19 protein-coding genes and 1 pseudogene are annotated in these 22,416 nt (G+C 58.8%); 7 read left to right on the top strand and 13 right to left on the bottom strand.

From position 1 onward, the window contains the following. The first annotated feature begins 117 nt into the window (after positions 1-117). Both JEM67_RS05735 and JEM67_RS05730 read left to right on the top strand, forming a co-directional pair. Positions 118-1,383: a mechanosensitive ion channel family protein gene (locus tag JEM67_RS05735; protein ID WP_199636581.1), complete on the top strand. Its 1,266-nt coding sequence runs from the start codon at positions 118-120 to the stop codon at positions 1,381-1,383. 131 nt (positions 1,384-1,514) lie between these two features. Then, complete coding sequence (locus JEM67_RS05730) at positions 1,515-1,778, top strand: hypothetical protein (RefSeq protein WP_013811719.1); 264 nt, start codon at positions 1,515-1,517, stop codon at positions 1,776-1,778. A gap of 33 nt (positions 1,779-1,811) precedes the next feature. Here JEM67_RS05730 and proY read toward each other — a convergent pair whose 3' ends face one another. The 6 genes from proY to phoB all read right to left on the bottom strand — a co-directional run bounded on the left by proY (position 1,812) and on the right by phoB (position 9,364). Beyond that, positions 1,812-3,218: a proline-specific permease ProY gene (gene proY / locus JEM67_RS05725; protein WP_013811718.1), complete on the bottom strand. Its 1,407-nt coding sequence runs from the start codon at positions 3,216-3,218 to the stop codon at positions 1,812-1,814. Positions 3,219-3,289: 71 nt separating this feature from the next. After that, positions 3,290-4,609: a branched-chain amino acid transport system II carrier protein gene (brnQ, locus tag JEM67_RS05720; RefSeq protein ID WP_013811717.1), complete on the bottom strand. Its 1,320-nt coding sequence runs from the start codon at positions 4,607-4,609 to the stop codon at positions 3,290-3,292. 448 nt (positions 4,610-5,057) lie between these two features. Beyond that, complete coding sequence (locus tag JEM67_RS05715) at positions 5,058-6,164, bottom strand: cobalamin-independent methionine synthase II family protein (RefSeq protein ID WP_199636582.1); 1,107 nt, start codon at positions 6,162-6,164, stop codon at positions 5,058-5,060. 214 nt (positions 6,165-6,378) lie between these two features. Then, positions 6,379-7,317, bottom strand: a complete 939-nt coding sequence (locus tag JEM67_RS05710; RefSeq protein ID WP_199636583.1) for a PstS family phosphate ABC transporter substrate-binding protein — start codon at positions 7,315-7,317, stop codon at positions 6,379-6,381. Between the two features lie 16 nt (positions 7,318-7,333). Then, entirely contained in the window at positions 7,334-8,650 is a 1,317-nt protein-coding gene (gene phoR / locus JEM67_RS05705) for a phosphate regulon sensor histidine kinase PhoR (RefSeq protein ID WP_199636584.1), read from the bottom strand. Positions 8,651-8,674: 24 nt separating this feature from the next. Then, positions 8,675-9,364, bottom strand: coding sequence for a phosphate response regulator transcription factor PhoB (phoB, locus tag JEM67_RS05700; RefSeq protein ID WP_004949222.1), 690 nt, complete (start codon positions 9,362-9,364; stop codon positions 8,675-8,677). 223 nt (positions 9,365-9,587) lie between these two features. Between phoB and sbcD the strand changes: the two genes are divergently transcribed. Beyond that, positions 9,588-10,820, top strand: a complete 1,233-nt coding sequence (gene sbcD, locus JEM67_RS05695; RefSeq protein ID WP_199636585.1) for an exonuclease subunit SbcD — start codon at positions 9,588-9,590, stop codon at positions 10,818-10,820. Further along, positions 10,817-14,071: an exonuclease subunit SbcC gene (gene sbcC / locus JEM67_RS05690; protein WP_199636586.1), complete on the top strand. Its 3,255-nt coding sequence runs from the start codon at positions 10,817-10,819 to the stop codon at positions 14,069-14,071. The genes sbcD and sbcC overlap by 4 nt, the downstream gene beginning before the upstream one ends. On the opposite strand, the pseudogene JEM67_RS05685 reads toward sbcC, so the two are convergent. Further along, positions 14,068-14,367 (bottom strand): annotated as a pseudogene (locus JEM67_RS05685) (helix-turn-helix transcriptional regulator); the annotation flags it as partial. The gene sbcC and the pseudogene JEM67_RS05685 overlap by 4 nt on opposite strands. Positions 14,368-14,801: 434 nt before the next feature. Between JEM67_RS05685 and eat the strand changes: the two are divergent. Together eat and licT are read left to right on the top strand one after the other, a co-directional pair. Then, entirely contained in the window at positions 14,802-16,169 is a 1,368-nt protein-coding gene (eat, locus tag JEM67_RS05680; protein WP_199636588.1) for an ethanolamine permease, read from the top strand. Positions 16,170-16,435: 266 nt separating this feature from the next. Next, positions 16,436-17,278, top strand: coding sequence for a BglG family transcription antiterminator LicT (gene licT / locus JEM67_RS05675; RefSeq protein ID WP_199636589.1), 843 nt, complete (start codon positions 16,436-16,438; stop codon positions 17,276-17,278). Between the two features lie 2 nt (positions 17,279-17,280). On the opposite strand, the gene JEM67_RS05670 is transcribed toward licT, so the two are convergent. From JEM67_RS05670 to mak, 3 genes are all read right to left on the bottom strand, one after another. Next, complete coding sequence (locus JEM67_RS05670) at positions 17,281-17,667, bottom strand: type II toxin-antitoxin system VapC family toxin (protein WP_199636590.1); 387 nt, start codon at positions 17,665-17,667, stop codon at positions 17,281-17,283. Next, positions 17,664-17,897, bottom strand: coding sequence for a type II toxin-antitoxin system Phd/YefM family antitoxin (locus JEM67_RS05665; RefSeq protein WP_013811708.1), 234 nt, complete (start codon positions 17,895-17,897; stop codon positions 17,664-17,666). Before JEM67_RS05665 ends, JEM67_RS05670 begins: the two co-directional genes overlap by 4 nt. A 101-nt stretch (positions 17,898-17,998) precedes the next feature. Next, a complete protein-coding gene (mak, locus tag JEM67_RS05660; protein WP_199636591.1) occupies positions 17,999-18,907 on the bottom strand; it encodes a fructokinase in 909 nt (302 codons plus the stop codon). Positions 18,908-19,098: 191 nt separating this feature from the next. On the opposite strand from mak, the gene JEM67_RS05655 reads away from it, so the two are divergent. After that, on the top strand, positions 19,099-19,839 hold the full coding sequence (locus tag JEM67_RS05655; protein WP_199636592.1) for a response regulator: 741 nt from the start codon (positions 19,099-19,101) through the stop codon (positions 19,837-19,839). Here the strand turns inward: JEM67_RS05655 and JEM67_RS05650 are convergent. From JEM67_RS05650 to JEM67_RS05640, 3 genes are read right to left on the bottom strand one after another with little or no spacing between them, the layout of a single operon-like run. Beyond that, on the bottom strand, positions 19,814-20,827 hold the full coding sequence (locus tag JEM67_RS05650) for a carbohydrate kinase family protein (protein WP_199636593.1): 1,014 nt from the start codon (positions 20,825-20,827) through the stop codon (positions 19,814-19,816). The genes JEM67_RS05655 and JEM67_RS05650 overlap by 26 nt on opposite strands. Next, entirely contained in the window at positions 20,827-21,687 is an 861-nt protein-coding gene (locus JEM67_RS05645; protein WP_013811704.1) for a ketose 1,6-bisphosphate aldolase, read from the bottom strand. Before JEM67_RS05645 ends, JEM67_RS05650 begins: the two co-directional genes overlap by 1 nt. A gap of 12 nt (positions 21,688-21,699) precedes the next feature. Next, a complete protein-coding gene (locus JEM67_RS05640) occupies positions 21,700-22,386 on the bottom strand; it encodes a D-lyxose/D-mannose family sugar isomerase (RefSeq protein WP_199636594.1) in 687 nt (228 codons plus the stop codon). Positions 22,387-22,416 lie beyond the last annotated feature (30 nt).

The raw sequence follows: 22,416 nt of genomic DNA, 5'->3' as shown, positions 1-22,416 counted from the left end.
CCGGCGGCAACCCTATGTAAAAAAGGGTAAACAGCCGCACATTATGGCCCGCAGCCATTAGGCTAACGTCTTTTGAGTGTATTGGATATTTTTTGCGCATTTTTTAAAGGAGCGATAATGCAACAACAGATAACACTGTGGCTGGAGAAGTTCGGGCTGGAATTCAGCGGCGTGATGTCTCTGCTGATGGTGCTTGGGCTGATCGTCCTGATTTCGGTGGCCATCCATCTGGTGCTGCACCGCGTGGTGCTGGCGACGATCCAACGCCGTGGCCAGCAGTCGCAGCGCGTATGGCAACAAGCGCTTACCCAGTACAAGCTGTTTCAGCGCATGGCGCTGTTGCTGCAAGGGGTCATCATCAATCTGCAAGCGGTGTTGTGGCTGCGCGCCGGCGGCGAGACGCAGGCGTTCATCGTCACCGCCGCGCAGGTCTGGATCATGGGCTTTGCCCTGCTGTCGCTGTTTTCGCTGCTGGATACGCTGCTGGCGGTGCTGCGCCAAAGCCCGCTGTCGAATCAGCTGCCGCTGCGCGGCATTTTTCAGGGGCTGAAACTGGTGGCCGCCATTTTGATCGGCATCATGATCGTTTCATTGCTGATGGGCAAATCGCCATTGCTGCTGCTCAGCGGCCTGGGTGCGATGACCGCGGTACTGATGCTGGTGTTCAAGGATCCCATCCTTGGGCTGGTGGCCGGCATTCAGCTTTCCGCCAACGATATGCTGAAAATCGGCGACTGGCTGGAGATGCCAAAATACGGTGCGGACGGCGCGGTCACAGACATCGGCCTGACCACGGTAAAAGTACGTAACTGGGACAACACCGTCACGACCATTCCCACCTATGCGCTGATCTCAGATTCCTTCAAGAATTGGCGCTCAATGTCGGAATCCGGCGGGCGGCGCATCAAGCGCAGCATCAATATCGACACCACCAGCGTGCATTTTCTGTCCCCGGAAGAGCAACAGCGCCTGAATCGCAATCCGCTGCTGCAGCGTTATCTGAACGATAAAACGCAGGAATTGCGCCACTATAATCAGCAGAGTGCCGTGGATCTCAGCTCACCGCTCAACGGCCGCCGCCTGACCAACCTCGGCACGCTGCGCGCTTACCTGGTGGCTTACCTGCGCGCGCACCCCAATATTCATCAGAGCATGACGCTGATGGTGCGCCAAATGGCACCGACGCCTGAGGGCTTGCCGCTGGAGATCTACGCCTTCACCAACACCACGGTGTGGGCGGAATACGAGAGCATTCAGGCCGATATCTTTGACCATATTCTGGCGGTGATTAACGAGTTCGATCTGCGCGTGCATCAAACGCCCACCGGCAACGACATGCGTAGCATGCTGAGCCAAATGCGAGCGGCGACGGACGTTTCCTGACGCAGGCTGACGTAACTGTTTCAGCCGGTAATGACTATCAACCCAGGGGCAACGAATGTCTCGGCCCGCTTTTCTTTCGGCCTAAAAACAGCGTTAATGCATTGATTATCGCCCGCTGAAGGAAAAGAGGATTGCTGAAACCATTACGCCACCGGCTGTTTACCTCGCTGGCCACGCTGCTGTTTATTGGCTGTCTGCACAGCGCTTCGCTGGACGAAAGCCGTATGAGTCGGACCTTGCAGCCGGCGCTTAGCGCCCTGAGCAGCAATATGCAGGATATCCGCGAAGTGCTGGCGCGCGCAGCAGGAGAAGGGAAGGAAGAACGACTGAACGACAGCAGCCTGCGCATCGAAGCCCGAGCTTCCGGCGACGATGAGCCCGAGGAAAACCGATAAAAAAACACCGGCGCATGGCCGGTGTTTTTATTTTTAATCCTGCTGCTGCGCCAGCACCGCCCGCTTTTTCTGGCGGTTGACCTTGAAGTAGTAACCCGCCAGCAGCACCACAACCCACACCAGACCGGCGTAAAGCGATACGCGGGTGGTTGGGAAATAGCCTATCAGACCAATGATGAACGCCAGGAAGATAATCGCAATCACCGAGGTGAACACGCCGCCGCGCAGCGGGAACGCCAGCTTTTTCACCTGCTCTTTGCTCAGACTGCGGCGGAAGGCAATCTGCGAGCACAGGATCATGATCCACACCCACACGGTGGCAAAGGTAGCCAGCGAGGCAATCACCAGGAACACGTTTTCCGGCATGATGTAGTTGAGGTACACCGCCAGCAGCAGCGCCAACATCATCACCAACACCGTGACCCACGGAATGCCGCGCTTCGACACCTTGCTGAACATCTTCGGCGCATGGCCCTGCTCGGCCATCCCGTGCAGCATGCGGCCTACGCCGAACACATCGCTGTTAATCGCCGACAGCGACGCGGTGATCACCACAAAGTTGAGGATGCCCGCAGCCACGGTAATTCCCATGTGCTGGAAGGTCAGCACAAACGGGCTGCCGTTGGTGCCCACCTGATTCCACGGATAAATCGACATGATGACGAACAGCGTACCGACGTAGAACACCAGGATGCGCCACGGCACCGAATTGATGGCCTTGGGAATCGACGTTTTCGGATCCTTGGCTTCACCGGCGGTGATACCGATGATCTCGATGCCGCCATAGGCGAACATCACCAGCTGCAGCGACAGGATCATGCCGATAAAACCATTGCTGAAGAAGCCGCCGTTGGACCACAGGTTATGGATACCTGTCGGTTGCCCGCCGTTGCCAATCCCCCAAATGATGATGCCGATACCGGCGGCAATCATGATGATGATGGTGGCGACCTTGAAGAACGAGAACCAAAACTCCAGCTCACCGAACACCTTCACGCTCATCAGGTTGATGGCACCGATCACCAGCACCACGCTCAGCACCCAAATCCAGTGCGGCACCTCGGGGAACCAGACGCCCATATAAATGCCGAACGCGGTCACGTCGGCGATGGCGACGATCAGAATTTCAAAACAGTAGGTCCAGCCGGTGATATACCCGGCCATCGGGCCAAGGTAGTCCTGCGCGTAGCGGGAGAATGAGCTGGCCTGTGGGTTGTTGACCGACATCTCGCCCAAAGCGCGCATGATGATAAAGGCGACGATACCGCCAATCAGGTACGCCAGCAAAACGCTCGGGCCGGCCATTTTAATGGCATCCGCCGAACCGTAGAACAGGCCGGTGCCGATGGCCGATCCGAGAGCCATAAAGCGGATATGACGCGTGCTGAGACCGCGCTTCAGCTTATTGGCCGCAGGGGCGGAGGGTGACTGTTGTTGCATGAAAATAACCCGTGTTTTTTAAACGTAAAAAAGCCACGGACAAGTCCGTGGCCCAAAATTCAGCCGGGGGATTATGGGTGCGCGGTCACTTCAGAACGCGTACAAACCCGGTCATAAATCGCGACCAACACCAGCATCAGCAGAGAAGGCGACAGCCATGCCAGCCCCTGCGCAGCCAATGGCAGGTGATTGGTCCACTCCGGCAACAAGTGCTGGAAGGCGGACGCTTTCACCGCGTCAAGGATACCAAACAACAAGCTGACCAGCATCACCGGCGCCACGATACGCGTCGCGCTGTTCCACCAACGCAGGGTGAAGCTCAATACCACCAGCACGATACACGGCGGGTAAATCGCGGTCAGCACCGGGATAGAGATCTGGATCAGATGGCTCAGGCCCAGATTGGAAACCACCATCGAGAACAGGCCCAGAATAAAGACCAGCGTCTTATAAGAAAACGGCAGGTACTGAGCAAAGAACTCGGCGCAGGCACAGGTCAGGCCTACCGCAGTCACCATGCAGGCAATGAAGATCAGCGCCGCCAGGAAGAAGCTGCCCAACCCACCGAAGGTATTTTGCACATAAGCATGCAGGATCACCGCGCCGTTGGTCGCGTCCGGCACCAACACGCCGCTGCCGGAACCCAGCTTGAACAGGCTCAGGTAAACCAGCGTCAGGCCCACACCGGCGATCAGGCCGGCCAAAATGGTGTAGCGCGTCAGCAGGCCGGCATCTTTCACGCCGCGGGAACGCGCAGCGTTGACGATGACGATGCCGAACACCAGCGCGCCCAGCGTATCCATGGTCAGATAGCCGTTGACGAAGCCGGAAGAGAAAGGAACGTGCTGATAAATGTCGGTCGCCGGAATAGGCGTGCCCGCCGGCCAAACCAACGCGGCAATGCCGAGTGCGCCGAGCGCAACGATTTTCAGCGGAGCCAGCACGTGGCCCACGGTATCGAGCAAGCGGCCCGGATACAGTGAGATGCCGATTACCAGCGCGAAATACACCAGGCTGTAGATAAACAGCGGCATGGCGCCGTCACCGGTCAGCGGCGCAATACCCACTTCAAAGGATACGGTCGCGGTACGCGGGGTGGCGAACAGCGGGCCAACCGCCAGATAGCAGACCGTCGCCAGCAGCAAACCGGCGCTGCGGCCAATCGGCGTGCTAAGGGCGTCAATACCGCCGCCAACGCGTGCCAGAGCGATAACGGTTATCACCGGCAAACCGACTGCGGTAATCAGGAAGCCGATTGCTGCGGTCCAGACGTGCTCACCGGACTGTAAACCGACCATCGGCGGGAAAATGATGTTCCCGGCGCCGACAAATAAGGCAAAGGTCATAAAACCCAGCGCCATAATATCTTTTGACGTTAAACGATGACTCATACGATGTCGTGCTGCCTGTTCAAATGAAAAAAAGTACCCGATATCGTGGTGACGTAATGCCCCCACCCGGTTGCCGGCTTGCCCTTTCATCGTGAGACCAATAAGAGCAGAAAACGCGTAACGTCCGGCGTTTTGTCCTTATTCGAAATTAACCACTCATGATGTTGGGCAGAGTTTTAGGAGTTATAAATGGAAGTTTAGTCCGACAACGGGGGGTAAGTTAAACGTTTATAGCGTTGAAAGGCAAGTCGTGCGACAAAAACCAGAGCTATCGACCAGATAATCTTTTGTCGCCAGTCGATCATAGTGGCTATCAATAAATATACACTACATGATTTGTATCATTTTTGAGCATCGCATTCACAAACCGTGAAGCATCCGGCTTGAGACCGCGCGAAAACGCCAATAAACGATCGGTTTTCGCGTGGTCTGAACGGGATCTGCGTGCTTACCAAACCTCTCGGGCAATATTCACCACGCTTTGCAGCTTATTCCACTGCTGCTGTTCGCTCAGGCTATTGCCCTCTTCGGTCGAGGCAAACCCGCATTGGGTGCTGAGGCACAACTGGCGGCGATCGACAAACTGCGCGGCCTCCTCGAGGCGCTGTTTCACCTGTTCCGGGCTCTCCAGCTCACCGTTTTTGGTGGTGATCAGACCGAGCACCACCTGCTGTTTACCGGGTTTGATAAAACGCAACGGCTCGAATCCCCCGGAGCGCTCATTGTCGTATTCCAGGAAGAAAGCGTCGATATTCACCTGGCCGAACAGGATTTCCGCCACCGGCTCGTAGCCGCCTTCGGAGATCCAGGTAGAGCGGAAATTACCGCGACACACGTGCAAGCCGATAGTCAGATCGTCCGGCTTGCCGGCGATCGCCGCATTCAGCACGTCGGCGTAGATTTTCGCCAGACGATCCGGATCCTCACCGCGCTCGCGGATCTGCCGCCGTTGATCGTCCGAACACAGATAAGCCCAGACGGTGTCATCCAGCTGCAGATAGCGGCAGCCTGCGTCATAAAACGCCTTGATCGCATCACGGTAGGTCTGCGCCAGATCGTCGAAATAGACATTCAGATCCGGGTAAACCCGGCTGTCGATGGCCTTGCGCCCGCCGCGAAAGTGCAGCACGCTCGGGCTGGGAATGGTCATTTTCGGCACCGCATCGCCGGCCGTCGCCTTCAGGAAACGAAAATCCGCCAACATCGGGTGCTGGGGATTAAAGCCCAATTTACCGACCACCTTGATGCTGCGCGCGCGGGTTTGCACGCCGTTGAACTGGATCCCCTGATCCGCATCATAGCCTTCCACGCCGTCCAACCCTTCCAGGAAGTCAAAATGCCACCACGCACGGCGGAATTCGCCGTCCGTCACCACCGCCAAACCGAGGTCTTTCTGTTTTGCCACCGCCAAACGGATCTGCTCGTCTTCAACCGCGCGCAGCCGGGCGGCATCAATTTCACCCTGCTGGAACTGCTGGCGAGCGGTTTTCAGCGCCACAGGGCGCAACAGGCTGCCGACAACGTCAGCGTGAAAGGCGTGGTTGCAATCGCACATATTTATAACTCCCGGTGACAGGCAAAGGATCGAGCCTCTTTGCTTCAATGATTGACAGTGTGAACTATTACGCCGGGTTATCATGGACATCCAGACGGCTAAAATTCGCATTGGGGAGCATCCTGCCACGCCGCTTGTCGGGCGGCAATGGAAGAATTTTCATTGGTGTTGAGAGAAATTCATGTTGGGCGCCACGCAACCGCCCGTTGGAAGGTTACTTCAGGCCCAGCGCCAGCCGGGTTTTGCGCAGTGTATCGGATGGCAGCGGCAGGTAACCGTCATGATTAACCAGCTTTTGCCCGGCATCGGACAGCACGCGATCGAGAAAAGCGGCGGTCAATGGCTCCAGCGGTTGGTTGGGGGCTTTATTGATGTAAATGTACAGATAGCGCGACAACGGGTAACTGCCGTTGCTAACGTTGGTATCATTGGGGATGACATAGTTTTCGCCCGACTCCGCCAGCGGCAGCAGACGCACGCCACTGGCGCGAAAACCGATGCTGGCGTAACCAATGCTGTTCAGCGAACCGGCCACCGCCTGCACCACCGAGGCCGAACCGGGCAGCTCATTGACCCGCGGCATAAAATCGCCGCCGCACAGGGCGCGCAACTTGAAATAGCCGTAGGTGCCGGAGGCGGAGTTACGCCCGAAACGTTGGAGGTCGCGTTGTTGCCAACTGCCGGTCAACCCCAGCTCCCCCCAACGCATCAGAGGCAGGCTTTCGCCGCAGCGCCGGGTAGCGGAGAAAATACGGTCGAGCTGCTGCAGGTTCAGACCGCGCAACGGATTGTCCTGATGCACCAGCACCACCAGCGCATCCACCGCTACCGGCACGGCCAGCGGCGCATAGCCATAACGGTGTTCGAACGCCGACACTTCCGCCGCCTTCATCGGCCTGCTCATTGGCCCAAGCTGCGCTGCGCCCGCCGCCAGTGCGGTAGGCGCGGTTGAAGAACCGGCGGCTTGGATCTGCAAATTGACGTTAGGGTAATGCTGACTGAAGTCCTGCGCCCACAGCGCCATCAGATTCGCCAGCGTATCGGAGCCGACGCTGGACAGGTTGCCGGACAGCATACCGTCCGGCTGCGCCAGTGCGCCGCGGCTCGCCAGCAGCGCCAGGCACAGCAACAGCCATCGGGTGATTCGGATCATGCCAGCCTCTCGCGCGTTAATTTTTCACCGCATTCTCTGATAAAGCTGCAGGAACAATCAACCGGTTAGGCAAGGTAAAGATGAAACGGGTGCCAATCCCCTGTTCGCTGAGGATCTCCAACCGCGCATCGTGGTGGCTGAGCGCATGCTTGACGATCGCCAGCCCCAGCCCGCTGCCGCCGGTCTGGCGTGAACGGGCTTTATCGACACGGTAGAAACGCTCGGTCAGGCGCGGAATATGTTCGGCGGCGATACCCGGCCCGTTGTCGCTGACCTGGAACTGCGCACCGTTTGGCGTCTGTTGCCAGCTCACCTCAATATTGGTGCCCTTCGGCGTGTGATTGACGGCGTTATACACCAGATTCGACACCGCGCTGCGCAGTTGGTCATCGTTGCCGAACACCTTGAGCTGCTCGTTCACCCGGAAGGTAATCTCATGGTTGCCGCCGCTCAGCGACTGCGCCTCACGCTGCAACACCCGCAACATCAGCGGAATATCGACCCGCTCGTTCATATCTACGTTAGGTGCTGCCTCAATGCGCGACAGCGTCAACAGCTGTTTGACCAGCCCGTCCATGCGCCGGGTCTGCTCCTGCATGGTGCCCAGCGCCTTACCGCGCAGCGAGCCGTCCAGCTCCTCGTCGCTCATCATCTCCAGGTAGCCCTGCAATACCGTCAGCGGGGTACGCAACTCATGGCTGACGTTGGCGAAGAAGTTGCGGCGCGCGCCTTCCAGCTGGCGCATTTGGGTGACGTCGCGCGCCACCATCAACAGTTGCCCTTCCGAATAGGGCATCACGCGGAACTCGACGTAGTGCTCGTTATTGAGTTGCAGCGTCAGTGGCCGCGTGAATTCCTGCTGTTGCAGATAGTGGCTAAACTCCGGGTAACGCAGCAGGTTAAGGATGTGTTGGCCGTTGTCTTCCGGCCAGCGGAATCCCAGCAGATGCTGCGCCAACCCGTTGCACCAGAAGATATTGCCTTCAACGGTGGTCATCACCACCGCATCGGGCAGCGATTCCGCGCCGCTGCGAAAGCGTTTGATCAACAGCGCCAGTTCACGGCGACGGCGACGGTTGCGCTGCTGCATCTGGTACAGGCCGTAAAACAGCGGCTCCCAGCTCCAGCGCCCAGGCGGCGGCGTCATGCTGCGATCGACCCACAGCCAGTGGGAAAGTTTGAGTTGGTTGTAGAAATTCCAGACCAGCGCCGCCAGCACGGCGGCCAGCAGCAGCCAGGGCAAATAGCCGAAAATCAGCCCCAGCAACAAGGCAGGTAAACAGAAAAGAGCCAGCTCCAGGGCCAGCCTCTTCCAGGAAAGGCGTTCTAGCACAGCATATTCTCCAGCGCGACGCGATCAGTAACGCGTTGAGAATCGGTAGCCGGTGCCCCGAACGGTTTGAACCATTTTGTCATGACCAGTGGTCTCTAACGCCTTACGGAGCCGGCGGATATGCACATCAACGGTGCGGTCTTCCACATAAACGTTAGTGCCCCAGACGTGATTAAGCAACTGTTCGCGGCTATAAACACGTTCCGGATGGGTCATAAAGAAATGCAGCAATTTGAACTCGGTCGGCCCCATATCCAGCGCTTGCTCATTAGCCATTACGCGATGCGAGGAAGGGTCCAGGCTCAGCCCCTGCATTTCAATCACTTCTTCCACCGCCATCGGTGAAATGCGGCGCATTACCGCCTTGATGCGCGCCACCAGCTCCTTCGGCGAGAACGGCTTGGTAATGTAATCGTCCGCTCCCACTTCCAGGCCGCGCACCCGGTCTTCTTCTTCACCGCGAGCGGTCAGCATCATCACCGGAATATCGCGGGTCAGCGCTTCACGCTTCATGTGTTTGATAAACTGGATACCGGAACCGCCGGGTAACATCCAGTCGAGCAACACCAAATCAGGGAACGGCTCAGACAGGCGCGTCACGGCGCTGTCATAATCCTCGGCTTCCAACGGTTGGTAACCATTCTGTTCCAACACAAAGCACACCATCTCACGGATCGGCGCTTCGTCTTCCACCACCAGTATGCGTCTTGCCATCGTCAATCCTGCCAATGTGTTAGCGATCACAGTTGATTGCGGGCGCCATTATGCGTCAGTTTTGTGACACTTTTATGAAAAAACCAGCCTGTTATAGCCAGTAAGCATAGCGATTATTTCCAACTGCAAAGAAAAATCATTCAGTTGTCATAATCATTGCGTCACGACAGGAGAGTCTGCCCCCTTTATAATCCCCCCATTAGTTTATCGCCCCGGGAGTGTCATGCGCCTGATCCACACCTCTGACTGGCATCTTGGCCAGTACTTTTTCACCAAAAGCCGTGCCGCCGAGCACCAGGCTTTTTTACGCTGGCTGATCGAGCAAATTGAACAGCAACGGGTGGATGCGCTGATCGTCGCCGGGGATCTGTTCGACACCGGCTCGCCGCCGAGCTACGCCCGCGAGCTGTATAACCGCTTTGTGGTGGAGTTGCAGCATACCGGCTGCCAACTGGTGGTGCTGGGCGGTAACCATGACTCCGTGGCAACCCTGAATGAATCGCGTGAATTGCTTTCTTGCCTGAATACGACGGTGATCGCCAACGCCCAAAGCGACATCGGGCAGCAAATCCTGGTACTTAACCAGCGCGACGGCCAACCGGGTGCGGTGTTGTGCGCCATCCCGTTCCTGCGCCCGCGCGATCTGACAACCAGCCGCGCCGGCGAATCGGGCGGGCAAAAGCAGCAGGCGTTGCAAGAGGCCATCGCGCAACACTATCAACAGCTCTACCAGGCGGCCTGCGCACGCCGCGATGAACTGGGGCTCACCTTGCCGATTGTCGCCACCGGCCACCTGACCACCATGGGCGTTACCACCTCCGATTCGGTGCGCGATATTTACATCGGCACGCTGGATGCCTTCCCGGCACAGGCGTTTCCGCCAGCCGACTACATTGCGTTGGGGCATATTCACCGGGCGCAAAACGTCGCCAAATCCGAGCATATCCGCTACAGCGGTTCGCCTATCCCGCTCAGTTTCGATGAGCTGGGCAAACCCAAAAGCGTGTTTATGGTGGATTTCGCCGATGGCGCCCTGCAGCAGGTCACCGCACTGGATATCCCCAACTTCCAGCCGATGCAACTGATCAAAGGTGATTTGGCGCAGATCGAACAACAATTGCGGCAGTTCGCCGATTATCAGGGGGCACTGCCGGTATGGTTGGACATCGAAGTGGCGACACAAGATTACCTCAGCGACATTCAGCGCCGTATTCAGCGGCTGGCGGATCAACTGCCGGTGGAGGTGGTATTGCTGCGCCGCAGTAAAGAGCAGCGCCGCCAGGCCCTTGAACGGCAGGACAAGGAAACGCTCAACGAACTGAGCGTCGATGAGGTCTTCGAGCGGCGGCTGGCGCAGGAGACGGAAATCACAGAGCCCCGCCAACAGCGGATGCGCCAAATGTTCCATCAGGTGGTCGAGGCCGTGCGGCACAACGACGAGGAGCCGACCCAATGAAAATCCTGAGCCTGCGGTTGAAGAACCTCAATTCATTGCAGGGCGAGTGGAAGATCGATTTCACCGCTGAGCCTTTTGCCAGTAATGGGCTGTTCGCCATCACCGGGCCAACCGGCGCGGGTAAAACCACCCTGCTGGATGCTATCTGCCTGGCGCTGTACCACCAGACACCGCGCCTCAACGTGACACCGAGCCAAAACGAACTGATGACTCGCCACACCGCCGAATCGCTGGCGGAGGTCGAATTTGAGGTCAAGGGCGTCGGCTACCGCGCCTTCTGGAGCCAACGCCGAGCCAAAAACGCGCCGGACGGCAACCTGCAAGCGCCAAAGGTGGAACTGGCACTGCGTGAAGACGGTAAAATCCTGGCGGATAAAGTCCGCGACAAGCTGGATCTGACCGCCGCGATCACCGGGCTGGATTTCGGCCGCTTCACCAAATCGATGATGCTGTCCCAGGGGCAGTTCGCCGCCTTCCTCAATGCCGATGCCAATGACCGGGCCGAACTGCTGGAAGAGCTGACCGGCACCGAAATCTACGGCCAGCTTTCCGAACGGGTTTTTGAGCAGCACAAACAGGCCAAAACCGATCTGGACGCCTTGCATCAACGCGCCAGCGGCATTGAACTGCTGAATGACGAACAACGTCAGCAATTGGAGAGCCAGTTAGTTGAGCTGAGCGCGCAGGAAACCGCCCTCAGCGGACAGGCCCGGCAACAGCAACAGACGCTGAACTGGCTGCAACAGTGGCAGCAAACGCAGCTCCGGCAGCAGGAATACCAACGCCAGTTGAGCGTTGTGCAACAGGAGCAGGCTGCGGCCGAACCGCAGTTGCAACAGTTGGCACGCAGCGAACCGGCTGAGAAACTGCGGCCGCTGCATAACGACCGTCACCGCTGCCGCAGTGAGCAGCAGGCGCTGCAACAGCAGATCGCCCAAATGGCGCAGCAGCAGGAGCATCAGCTTGCGCAGATGGCGCCATTGCAGCAGGCAGTGGAAAAAGCGCGCGCCGAGCAACAGGCGCAGGCCGAACGCCAGCAGACCCAGCAGCGGCTGATCGACGAGCAGATCGTCCCGCTCGACCACCAGATTGCTCAGTTGCAAAAAACGCAGACGGAATTGCAGCAGGCGTGCGACAACGCCGCCCGCCAGTGCCATCAGCAGAAAACGGATCTGGAGCAGTTAAACGTTCAACGCAGCCAACTGACCGCACAGGCCGGGCAGCATAAGGAGAAGCTTAACGGTCTTACCGCAGCGCTGATGGCGCAGCAACAACAGCAAAATGCGCTGGAAGCGCAGTCACCGCTGGCGGCGCTGCGTCAGCGTCAGACCGCGTTGGCCGAGCTGCGCCCGGCACGCCAGCAACTGTTCACCCTCTCCTCGCTGTTCCGCCAGACCAACGAGCGGCTCGAACAACAGCGCAAAGAGTTTACCGCCCGTCAGGCGCAGCTTGGCGAACATGAGCAACAGCTGGAAGAAACCCGGCGGCACTACAAGCAGCAAAAAGCGCATCAGTTGGACGTGGAAAAAGCCTTTGAGCTGGAAAAGCGTATCGTCAGCCTGGAAGCCGAGCGGGCGCTGCTGCAAAGCGGCGAGCCCTGCCCACTGTGCGGCTCCGCCAGCCATCCGGCCATTGAGCAATATCAGGCGGTAAAACCGTCCGAGACGGCATTGCGCCTGGCGGAAATGCGCGTCAAAACCGAGGCGCTGTACACTCAGGGCACCGAACTGCGCACCCGTTGCGAAAGCCTGAAGGAACAGCAACAGCGCCAACAACAGCAAATAGCGCAGGACGAGCAGCAACTCGCCGCCCAGCGCCAACAGTGGCAAACCCTCAGCGCGCCGCTGGCGTTTGATTTCGATCTGCAAGATGCCGAGCGCCTGAGCCAGTGGCTGAATGCCTGCGACAGCGAAGAGCGCCAGGGCCAGCAAGAGCTGTCACAGCATGAGCAGGCAGCACGCGCGGTACAGCAGGCGAAAGATGCACTGGCCGAGCTCCAGGCGCAGCAACAGCAGGCGCAACAGCAACAAGCGCTGCTGGACGAGCGCTTCACCCTGCTGGAAAAAAACCACGCCGACGCGCAGTTGCAACAGCAGCGCCTGCAGCAACAGTGGCAAGAGGGCGAGAAAACCCTGGGCGAGCAACGCGCGCAGCGGCTGGCGCTGTTTGGCGAACAACACATTCCGCAGGTGCGCGAACAGCTGCGTGCCCAACTGACCGCCTGTGAGCAGGCCAGTCATCAGGCAGCGGAACAATGGCAGAAAGCTCAGGAGCAGCGCGATCGCCTGGCCGGCCAGCTTGCCGGCCTGCAACAACAGCAACAACGGCAGAACGAACGGTTGCAACAGGCGGAACAAGGCTGGCTACAGGCGCTGGCCGCCAGCGAATTCAGCGACGAAGCCGCATTCAGCGCCGCACTGTTGGATGATGCACAGCGCCGGCAATTGCAGCAGCATAAAGAACAACTGCACCAGCGGCAGGTGGAGGCCAGCGCCCTGCTGGCACAGGCGGTTCATACGCTGGAACAACAGCGGCAACAGCGCCCGGAAGGGCTGGATGAAACCCAGGCCGATGCGCAAGCCCTGAGCCAGAGCCTGGAGGCGTCGGCGCAGCAATTGAAAACCGTGCAACTGCGCCAGGGCGAAGTGCGCAACCAATTGGAAAGCGACGCCGCACGCCGTCTCAATCAGCAATCGCTGTTTGAGCAAATCAGCCAGAGCCAGCAGCAGTACGATGACTGGAGTTACCTCAATCAGCTGATCGGCTCCAAAGAAGGCGATAAATTCCGTAAATTTGCCCAGGGGCTGACACTGGATCATCTGGTGTATCTGGCCAATAACCAGCTTGGGCGACTGCACGGCCGTTATCTGTTGCAACGCAAAACCAGCGACGCGCTGGAACTGCAGGTGGTGGATACCTGGCAGGCGGACGCGCTGCGTGATACCCGCACCCTGTCCGGCGGCGAAAGTTTCCTGGTCAGCCTGGCATTGGCGCTGGCGTTGTCTGATCTGGTCAGCCACAAAACCAGCATCGACTCGCTGTTTCTCGACGAAGGCTTCGGCACGCTGGATGCGGAAACCCTGGATACCGCGCTGGACGCGCTCGACAGCCTGAATGCCTCCGGTAAAACCATCGGCGTGATCAGCCATGTCGAAGCGATGAAAGAACGCATTCCGGTGCAGATTAAGGTGAAAAAGGTCAACGGACTGGGTATCAGCCGGCTGGAGCCGCAGTTTCGGCTGGAAAGTTAGGCCGGCAACTGCCGCCACTGGCGTGGACTGATACCAAACCAGCGGCGAAAAGCGCGTGAAAATGCGCTGACGTCGGAATATCCCAGCAGCAGCGCCAATTCGGCAATCGGCAGGTGGCGCTGCTGCAAATAATGAGTCGCCAGGTCGCAGCGTACCTTGTCCACCAACGCGGTAAAGGTCCCCCCCTGTTCACGCAGGCGGCGCTGCAACGAACCGGCGGACAGACCCATTTTCTCGGCGATAATTTCCAGCACCGGTTCTCCGCTCAGCAACGCATGGCGCACCTGGGCGCGGGTACGGTCCACCAGCGTCAGTTCGGCATTGCGCCGTTGGCACAAAATCCCGCCGTGCTCCACCGCATAGTCGAAACGATAGCCTTCCCTCTTGTGCTCCCGCCGCGTCAGACCGGCTTCCAACTGAGTGAATGCTTCCGGCTGGCAGGAAAGCGCTGTCTGCATGATGTATTCCACTGTGGCTATAACGGTGCAGGGAGGTAAGCAACTTTCGTACCAGCTTACCGGTCCGCCCCTCACCGCCCTTACGGTCAAAAAATCACCAAAAAAGCACAATATCGTCGCCACACTGCCCACTTTTGGTGCGCGTTCAGGTGGCCCTTATAAGCCATGCCCTCGTGCTGGCGGAGAGGCTTCGTCATGGCATAAAACCTGCAGCGTCGTGAGTGGATACCTTCTTTATCTGCGCAGGCGGTTTTTTCGATCGGGAGAGCAACATGACAATGCAACTTAAACCTACCCTGGGCACCCTGCATCTTTGGGGCATTGCCGTCGGGCTGGTGATTTCCGGGGAATATTTTGGCTGGAGCTACGGCTGGGGCGTTGCGGGGACGCTCGGTTTCCTGATCACCACCCTGATGGTGGCAACCATGTACGGCTGTTTTATCTTCAGCTTTACCGAGTTGACCACCGCAATCCCTCACGCAGGCGGGCCTTTCGCCTATAGCCGCCGCGCCTTTGGCGAAACCGGCGGCCTGATCGCCGGGCTGGCGACACTGGTGGAATTCGTGTTCGCACCGCCAGCGATTGCCATGGCGATCGGGGCTTATCTCAACGTGCAATACCCGGCGCTCAACCCCAAGTGGGCGGCGGTGGGCGCCTACGCCATTTTTATGACGCTCAATATCCTCGGCGTTAAGCTGGCGGCGATGTTTGAACTTTGCGTCACCGTGCTGGCGGTCTTTGAGCTGCTGGTATTTATGGGCGTAGTGGCGCCGGGCTTTAGCTTCAGCAACTTCGTGCTCAACGGCTGGGCGGGCAGCGATCATTTCGGCAGCGCGGCGCTGTCCGGCATCTTCGCCGCCATTCCGTTCGCCATCTGGTTTTTCCTGGCCATCGAGGGCGCGGCAATGGCGGCGGAAGAGGCCAAGGATCCGAAACGCACCATTCCGCGCGCCTACATTTCCGGCATTTTGACGCTGGTGGTATTGGCGCTGGGCGTGATGCTGCTGGCGGGCGGCGCAGGCGACTGGAGCAAACTGTCGAACATCAACGATCCGTTGCCGCAGGCGATGAAAATGGTGGTAGGCGAAAACTCCGGCTGGATGCACATGCTGGTGTGGATTGGCCTGTTTGGATTGGTGGCCAGCTTCCACGGCATTATTCTCGGCTATTCACGCCAGTTCTTCGCGCTGGCGCGCGCCGGTTACCTGCCGACCTCGCTGGCGAAACTGTCGCGCTTCCAGACACCGCACCGGGCGATCCTGGCCGGCGGCGTGATCGGCATCGCCGCGATCTTCAGCGACAGCTGGATCAACCTTCAGGGCATGAGCCTCACCGCCGCCATGATCACCATGGCCGTATTCGGTGCCATCGTGATGTACCTGATGAGCATGCTCAGCCTGTTCAAACTGCGCCGCATTGCGCCGGAACTGAAGCGCAGCTTCCTGGCGCCGGGTTATCCGCTGGTGCCGGCCATCGCGCTGGTGCTGGCGCTGGTGTGCCTGATCGCCATGCTGTGGTTTAACCCGGTGATCGGCGGGGTGTTTATCGCCCTGATGGCCTGCGGTTATCTCTATTTCCTGCTGACCAAAACCCAGCGCCGAAATGCGCCGCAGGACCTGATGCTGTCCGGCAGCGACTGAGAAGTGTGACCACAGCAGCACTCCCCGGCGAAAAGCGTTGAGCCGCCGCTGACAAGGGTTATTATGCTGCTGATAACAGGATTGCTACTGTATACCTAAGGATTTTCAAGCTGCAGCCTTGCCCGATTCATTCGGGCGCAACATGCAGCGTCCCTGGCATGCCAGGGAGAAGAGATATCCACATACAGGCAAAACCTGACGCAGGGGATCGCTCCCGTGCGTCAGGTTTTTTCGTTTTCAGCGGGCTGAAACAACAGGGAACAACCATGAAAATCGCAAAAATACTTAATAATAACGCGGTGATTACCTTGGACGACCGTCAGGAAGAAACGGTGGTGATGGGTCGCGGCGTCGGGTTTAAAAAGAAGGCCGGCGATCTGCTGGACGAAAGTCTTATCGAAAAGATCTTCACCCCCAACGGCGGTGAGATGAGCGAACGCTACAAAGAGCTGCTGGCAGAAATTCCACTGGCCTGCGTGACCACCGCCGATAAAATCATTACCCTTGCTCGCCAGCGCCTGCCGGGCAAGTTGCACAACATCGTCTATATCACGCTGACCGACCATATTCACTTTGCACTGCAGCGCCACGACCAAGGGCTGGACATCAAAAACGTGCTGCTGTGGGAAATCAAAAAGCTTTATCCGGCCGAATTTGCCGTCGGGCTGGAAGCGCTGGACCTTATCACCCAGCGGCTGGGCACCGCACTCCCGGAGGACGAAGCCGGGTTTATCGCCCTGCACCTGGTCAACGCCCAGTTGAACGACGAAATGCACAACACCCTGCACGTCACCCGCGTGATGCAGGAGATCCTTAACATCGTCAAATACCACTTCCGCTTCGATTACAACGAAGAAGCACTGAGTTACCATCGCTTTGTCACTCACCTGAAATTCTTCGCTCAGCGCCTGCTGGGGAAAAACTACGTCGACAGCGACGATGATTCGCTCTACCAGGTGGTGAAAGAGAAATACCGCGAGTCATTCGCCTGCGCCGGCAAGATCAATCAGCACATCGAAAAACATTACCAGCACCAGCTAACCGGCGAAGAGATGATGTTTTTGACCATTCATATCGAACGGGTGCGCAGTGAGAGCGAGGTGAAATAGGATCAGCGACGGGCGTCGAACACCCGAATGCCATACTGCGGGAAAACGCCGTCGGCGGTGATCAGCGTCAGCCCTTCGGCCTGCGACTGGGCGATCAGCATGCGATCGAAAGGATCGCCGTGGTGTTGCGGTAACTGCCCCGCCTGCTGGCTATGAAAAGCGACTATCGGCAACGACAGAAAATCCTCAGCCTCAATGATGTCAAAAATGTCCTCTGGCACCGGCAGCTTGCCCAACGCCTGCTTGATCGAGATTTCCCATACGCTCGCCGTACTGACGTAAACCAGATTATTGGGATCGGCGATCAGATTGCGGGTCAGCGGCCCCAGGCTGGCATTGTCCACCAGCCACCACAACAGCGCGTGGGTATCCAGCAGCAAGCGCCTCATTTTTCTCCCTCAAACAATGCGGTGATGTCCGCATCGCCGGCATTAATATCCTCCGGTACGGTAAATTTACCTTTGGCCGCGCCGGGCTTGCGCGCTTCACCTTTAATCGCCATCAACTGAACGTAAGGCTTCCCTGCTTTCGCTATGATCACTGTCTCTCCCTCTGCGGCTTTATCCGCCAACTGGCTCAGGTTCGATTTTGCTTCGTGCATATTGGCCTGAATAGGCATAAGCGTCTCCTTAGCTAAGTTAGCTAAAGCATAGAGGGGCGTCCAGTTTTTGTACAGGGAATTGATTAAAGCGCGAACAGGCTCGCGCTTTTTTGCAACGGCTACCTCTGCGGCCACAGCCAGGCGGCGCCGCGCACGCCGCTGGAATCGCCGTGGATCGCTTTGCGAATTGGCGTTTCGCACTCACCGCCGAATACCCAGGATTTCACCAGTTGCGGCACATGCTGATACAAGCGGTCCACATTGCTCATGCCACCGCCCAGCACCACCACGTCCGGATCGAATATATTGATCACATGTGCCAGCGATTTCGCCAGTCGCAATTCATAGCGGCTGATGGCCCGCTCCGCCAGAGCATCACCTTGCGCCGCCAGCGTCATGATCTCATGGCCTTTTAGCGGATTGCCGCTCAGGCGCGCATAGTCGGTTGCAAAACCGGTGCCCGAGATAAAGGTCTCGATGCAGCCCTGTTTGCCGCAGTAACAAGGCACCTCGGTGCGAAAACGCAGTTCGTCGTCATCCATCCAGGGCAAGGGGTTATGCCCCCATTCGCCGGCAATGCCGTTGCCGCCGGAATGCGCCTGCCCGTTAATCGCCACGCCCGCGCCGCAGCCGGTACCGATAATCACCGCAAACACGGTTTTCTGACCGGCCGCCGCGCCATCGGTGGCTTCCGAGACCGCCAAACAGTTGGCGTCGTTGGCGATGCGCACTTCACGCGCCAACATCGTCGACAAGTCCTTATCCATGGGCTGGCCGTTGAGCCAGACCGAGTTGGCGTTTTTCACCAGCCCGGTATAGGGCGACAGCGTGCCGGGAATGCCGACGCCGACAGAACCTTGCTGCCCGGTATTTTCTTCCGCCAGCTTTACCAGGCCGCTGATTGCATCCAGCGTTTGCTGATAGTCATGACGCGGCGTCGCGATACGATGGCGGAACAGCTCATGCCCATCGTTGGCCAGCGCGATCACTTCAATTTTGGTGCCACCCAGATCGATACCAATGCGCACGATTTTTTCTCCTCAATGCACAACAACATTGCTACAGACTACTGTAACCGGCATACAGGATCATCCCCTTGCCGCCGAATGTGACGGCGACGGCAATTTCCGCATCAGACCCATACCGGCTGCCGCTTATTAATTAGCCATCAGGTACACTGTTTTTAAACAGTTCCACATAATAAATCCGGAGAGCAGCGATGAAACCTGCCGTACTGATCGTCGATGACGACCCCGCTATCTGTGACGTGCTCTGCGACGTGCTCAATGAACACGTATTTACCGTTCATGCCTGCCACCGGGGTAGCGAAGCGCTTGCCATACTCAACCAGCAGCCGGACATTGCTCTGGTGCTGCTCGATCTGATCCTGCCGGATACCAACGGCCTGCTGGTGCTGCAACAGATCCACCGCCTGCGCCCGGATTTGCCTGTGGTGATGCTAACCGGCCTCGGTTCCGAGTCTGACGTGGTTGTCGGCCTGGAAATGGGCGCCGACGATTACATCGCCAAGCCCTTCAACCCACGCGTAGTCGTGGCCCGCGCCAAAGCGGTGCTGCGGCGTACCGGCGCGTTGGCGCTGGAGCCGGTAGCGGTTGGCCAGGGCAAGTCCGAAGGCTGGCAGTTCAACGGCTGGTGTCTGGACGCCGCCCGCTGTACCTTGCACAATCCGCAGCGACAACCTGTCGACCTGACTCAAGGCGAATATGGCCTGCTGCTGGCGCTGGTGCAGCATGCGCGCAAAGTGCTGACCCGCGATCGCCTGCTGGAGTTGACCCACAGCGAAACTCTGGAGGTCTTCGATCGCACCATCGACGTGCTGATCATGCGGCTACGGCGCAAGATCGAGATCAATCCGCATCAACCCGAACTGATCCGCACCATTCGCGGGCTGGGTTATGTGTTCGCCGCCGACGTCAGCCAGCCGGTGGCTGCCGCCTGATATACGCCTGCAGTTCCGATAACGGCCGTGCGCCGTCGATAGCATTGGCGCACAGCAGATTGAAACGCGCGCAGGCGTGGGCCAGTTGCAAGGTCTCCACCAAAGGCCAGTCTTCATGGCTGGCGTACAACACCCCGGCACAGAACGCATCCCCGGCGCCGACGCTGCCGACAATCTCGCCCTCGCTCAGGCGCCACGAGGGCTGCCAGTGCGCATCACCGCCGTTTTCCAGCCCGTACGCCCCTTCCGGGCAGTGGATCACCACCCGTCGCCGCACGCCGGCCTGCAACAGCTGCTGCGCGGCCTGTGCCATCAAATGCGGCTGTAAAGCGCCGTGGGCAGATCGCAGCGCCAACCCGGTAAACTCCCCGGCCTCCAGCTCGTTGATCACCAGATAATCCAGCCAGCGCAGCGCCGGCAAGACCAGCGGCCGGTAGCGCGGATCGCCCTGCCGCGACACCAGATCCAGCGACGTCCGATAACCGCGCTGCTGCATCTGCGCCAGCAGCCGCGCGCTGCGGGTGCCGAACGCCTCATCCGGACGATCCAGGCTGTCGAGCAGCAGCAGATAACCGAGATGGAAAATTTTGTGTTCGCTGTGTAGCCCGTCAAACGCGTCCAGGTCCAATAGCCGGTTGGCGCCTGGCGCATGGAAGAAGGTTCGCTGCCCACCCGGTTCGGTCATCACCTGCGACATGGAGGTCATTGCCCCTTCGCTGCGCCGCACCCAACGGCCGTCAACCCGGTACTGCGCCAGCATCTGCATGATGTAATCGCCGTCCGCGTCGCAGCCGATCAGCCCGATCGCCGCCAGCGGCAGCCCGGTTTCCATCCGCGCCAGCGTCAGCAGTACGTTAAGCGGCGCGCCGCCGGTGGCGCGTTGGCTGCGTTCAATCTCCACCAACCAGCCCGGCTGCGGCCAGTGAGCGATTTGGTGTACGTGATCCACCAGCATATTGCCGGCCGAGACAATGCCGCGCCGGGTCATTACAACCGCCCGGCGCTGCCGAAAATATGCATCTGTTGCTGCACCACTTCGCTAATCGACTGCTCCACCGCCAACAGTACCTCGGCGAACTCATCGTAAATTGCGTGGCGCTGCGTCATACGGTGCTCAATCGCGCCCAGCGCCGCCTGAGACATGCCGGTGTAGAAATTGATCTTGTGAATACCCAAGCCAATCGCCCGCTTGAAGTCGGCATCGCTGATGCCGGAACCGCCGTGCAATACCAGCGGAATGCCGGCCTGCTGCTGGATCGCCGCCAGCCGGTCGAAATCGAGCTTCGGCTCGCCCTTGTATTTACCGTGCGCATTGCCAATCGCCACCGCCAGCGCATCGATGCCGGTCAACCCGACAAACTCGCGCGCCCGTTGCGGATCGGTGAATTTATTGCTGTCGGCCTCGCCGTACAGCGCGCCGCCTTCGTCGCCGCCGACCGCGCCCAGCTCAGCCTCGACCGACACCCCGGCCGCATGGCACATGCGCACCACTTCCTGCGTCTGGCGCACGTTCTCTTCATAGCTCAGGCCGGAGCCGTCGAACATCACCGAACTGAACCCCAGGCGCAGCGCCTGCACCACCGCCTCGAAATGCAAACCGTGATCCAGATTCAGCACCACCGGAATAGCGTGCTGCGCCGCTTCGCTTTTAATCGCCGCCACCAGCGACTCCAGCGAAACGTACTTAAAGTGCACTTCGGCAATGTTGATAATAAACGGCGATCGCGCTGCCTCCGCGGCGGCAAACAGCGCACGCAGGAAGTGGCTGTCGAGCACGTTGAACGCGCCAAGCGCATAGCCGTGCTGACGAGCGTGCGCCAATCCCTGCGCCAATGAAATCAGTGCCATAGCTGTTCTCCTTTAATCGATAAAGCGCGAATATTCGTTGCACAGCAGCCACTGCGGCGGCTGGTCTTCCGTTATTTGGCCGAAGCGGCTGAGCGGCGTCAGGAAACGGTTGTCGTTGTCATCATCGTTGACCGTCGAGACTTCGCCCACCAGCACGTCACCAAAGCCCTCCTCACCCCAAAAGCTGTGATAAATGCCCGGCGTCAGACAGATGCTTTCCCCCGGCGCCAGCCGCAGACGCGAACCGGCGGCATGGGTCTGCCGGCAACCGTCCAGGGTAACGGTCACCGCCCCCTCAGCCAGCCGTTCATCGGCATCGGCGTTGTGCAGTTCGACGATCAGATTGCCGCCGCCGCGGTTGATGATGTCCTCGCGTTTGCGCCAGTGGAAATGCATTGGCGTCACCTGCGCTTCGCGGCAGTGCATCATCTTTTCCGCATAACATTTGGCGTAGGGCTGGCCACCGGGCGAACCGTTGCGCAGCGTAAACAGCGTCAGGCCACAGTGCGCAAAGTCATCGCCGCCGAACGCGGTGACATCCCAACCGAGTTTCAGATCGAAGACCTCCTGCCACGGCTGGCGATCGCGCTGCCGCCAGGCCGACGGGCTAAAATGAGCGAAAGGCGGCAGATGGACGTCGAAGCGGGCAAAAAAGTGCTGGGTTTGCTGCAGGATCCGGTTCACGGCGGAACGGTTCATGGCACCTCCGGGCGTGGTTATCAATAAGGG

It is taken from the genome of Serratia sp. PAMC26656, from assembly GCF_016469055.2.
GTDB classification, from domain to species: domain Bacteria; phylum Pseudomonadota; class Gammaproteobacteria; order Enterobacterales; family Enterobacteriaceae; genus Serratia; species Serratia plymuthica.
Note: the sequence above shows the minus strand (reverse complement) of the source record. Positions and strands in the feature narration are given on the sequence as shown.

Coding starts and splice junctions, on each gene's coding strand:
- JEM67_RS05655 (WP_199636592.1), top strand. CDS start 19,099: ATGAAACCTGCCGTACTGATCGTCGATGACGACCCCGCTATCTGTGAC.
- JEM67_RS05645 (WP_013811704.1), bottom strand. CDS start 21,687: ATGGCACTGATTTCATTGGCGCAGGGATTGGCGCACGCTCGTCAGCAC.
- sbcD (WP_199636585.1), top strand. CDS start 9,588: ATGCGCCTGATCCACACCTCTGACTGGCATCTTGGCCAGTACTTTTTC.
- JEM67_RS05650 (WP_199636593.1), bottom strand. CDS start 20,827: ATGACCCGGCGCGGCATTGTCTCGGCCGGCAATATGCTGGTGGATCAC.
- brnQ (WP_013811717.1), bottom strand. CDS start 4,609: ATGAGTCATCGTTTAACGTCAAAAGATATTATGGCGCTGGGTTTTATG.
- JEM67_RS05715 (WP_199636582.1), bottom strand. CDS start 6,164: ATGTGCGATTGCAACCACGCCTTTCACGCTGACGTTGTCGGCAGCCTG.
- JEM67_RS05710 (WP_199636583.1), bottom strand. CDS start 7,317: ATGATCCGAATCACCCGATGGCTGTTGCTGTGCCTGGCGCTGCTGGCG.
- eat (WP_199636588.1), top strand. CDS start 14,802: ATGACAATGCAACTTAAACCTACCCTGGGCACCCTGCATCTTTGGGGC.
- JEM67_RS05670 (WP_199636590.1), bottom strand. CDS start 17,667: ATGAGGCGCTTGCTGCTGGATACCCACGCGCTGTTGTGGTGGCTGGTG.
- JEM67_RS05735 (WP_199636581.1), top strand. CDS start 118: ATGCAACAACAGATAACACTGTGGCTGGAGAAGTTCGGGCTGGAATTC.
- sbcC (WP_199636586.1), top strand. CDS start 10,817: ATGAAAATCCTGAGCCTGCGGTTGAAGAACCTCAATTCATTGCAGGGC.
- phoB (WP_004949222.1), bottom strand. CDS start 9,364: ATGGCAAGACGCATACTGGTGGTGGAAGACGAAGCGCCGATCCGTGAG.
- proY (WP_013811718.1), bottom strand. CDS start 3,218: ATGCAACAACAGTCACCCTCCGCCCCTGCGGCCAATAAGCTGAAGCGC.
- JEM67_RS05665 (WP_013811708.1), bottom strand. CDS start 17,897: ATGCCTATTCAGGCCAATATGCACGAAGCAAAATCGAACCTGAGCCAG.
- licT (WP_199636589.1), top strand. CDS start 16,436: ATGAAAATCGCAAAAATACTTAATAATAACGCGGTGATTACCTTGGAC.
- JEM67_RS05640 (WP_199636594.1), bottom strand. CDS start 22,386: ATGAACCGTTCCGCCGTGAACCGGATCCTGCAGCAAACCCAGCACTTT.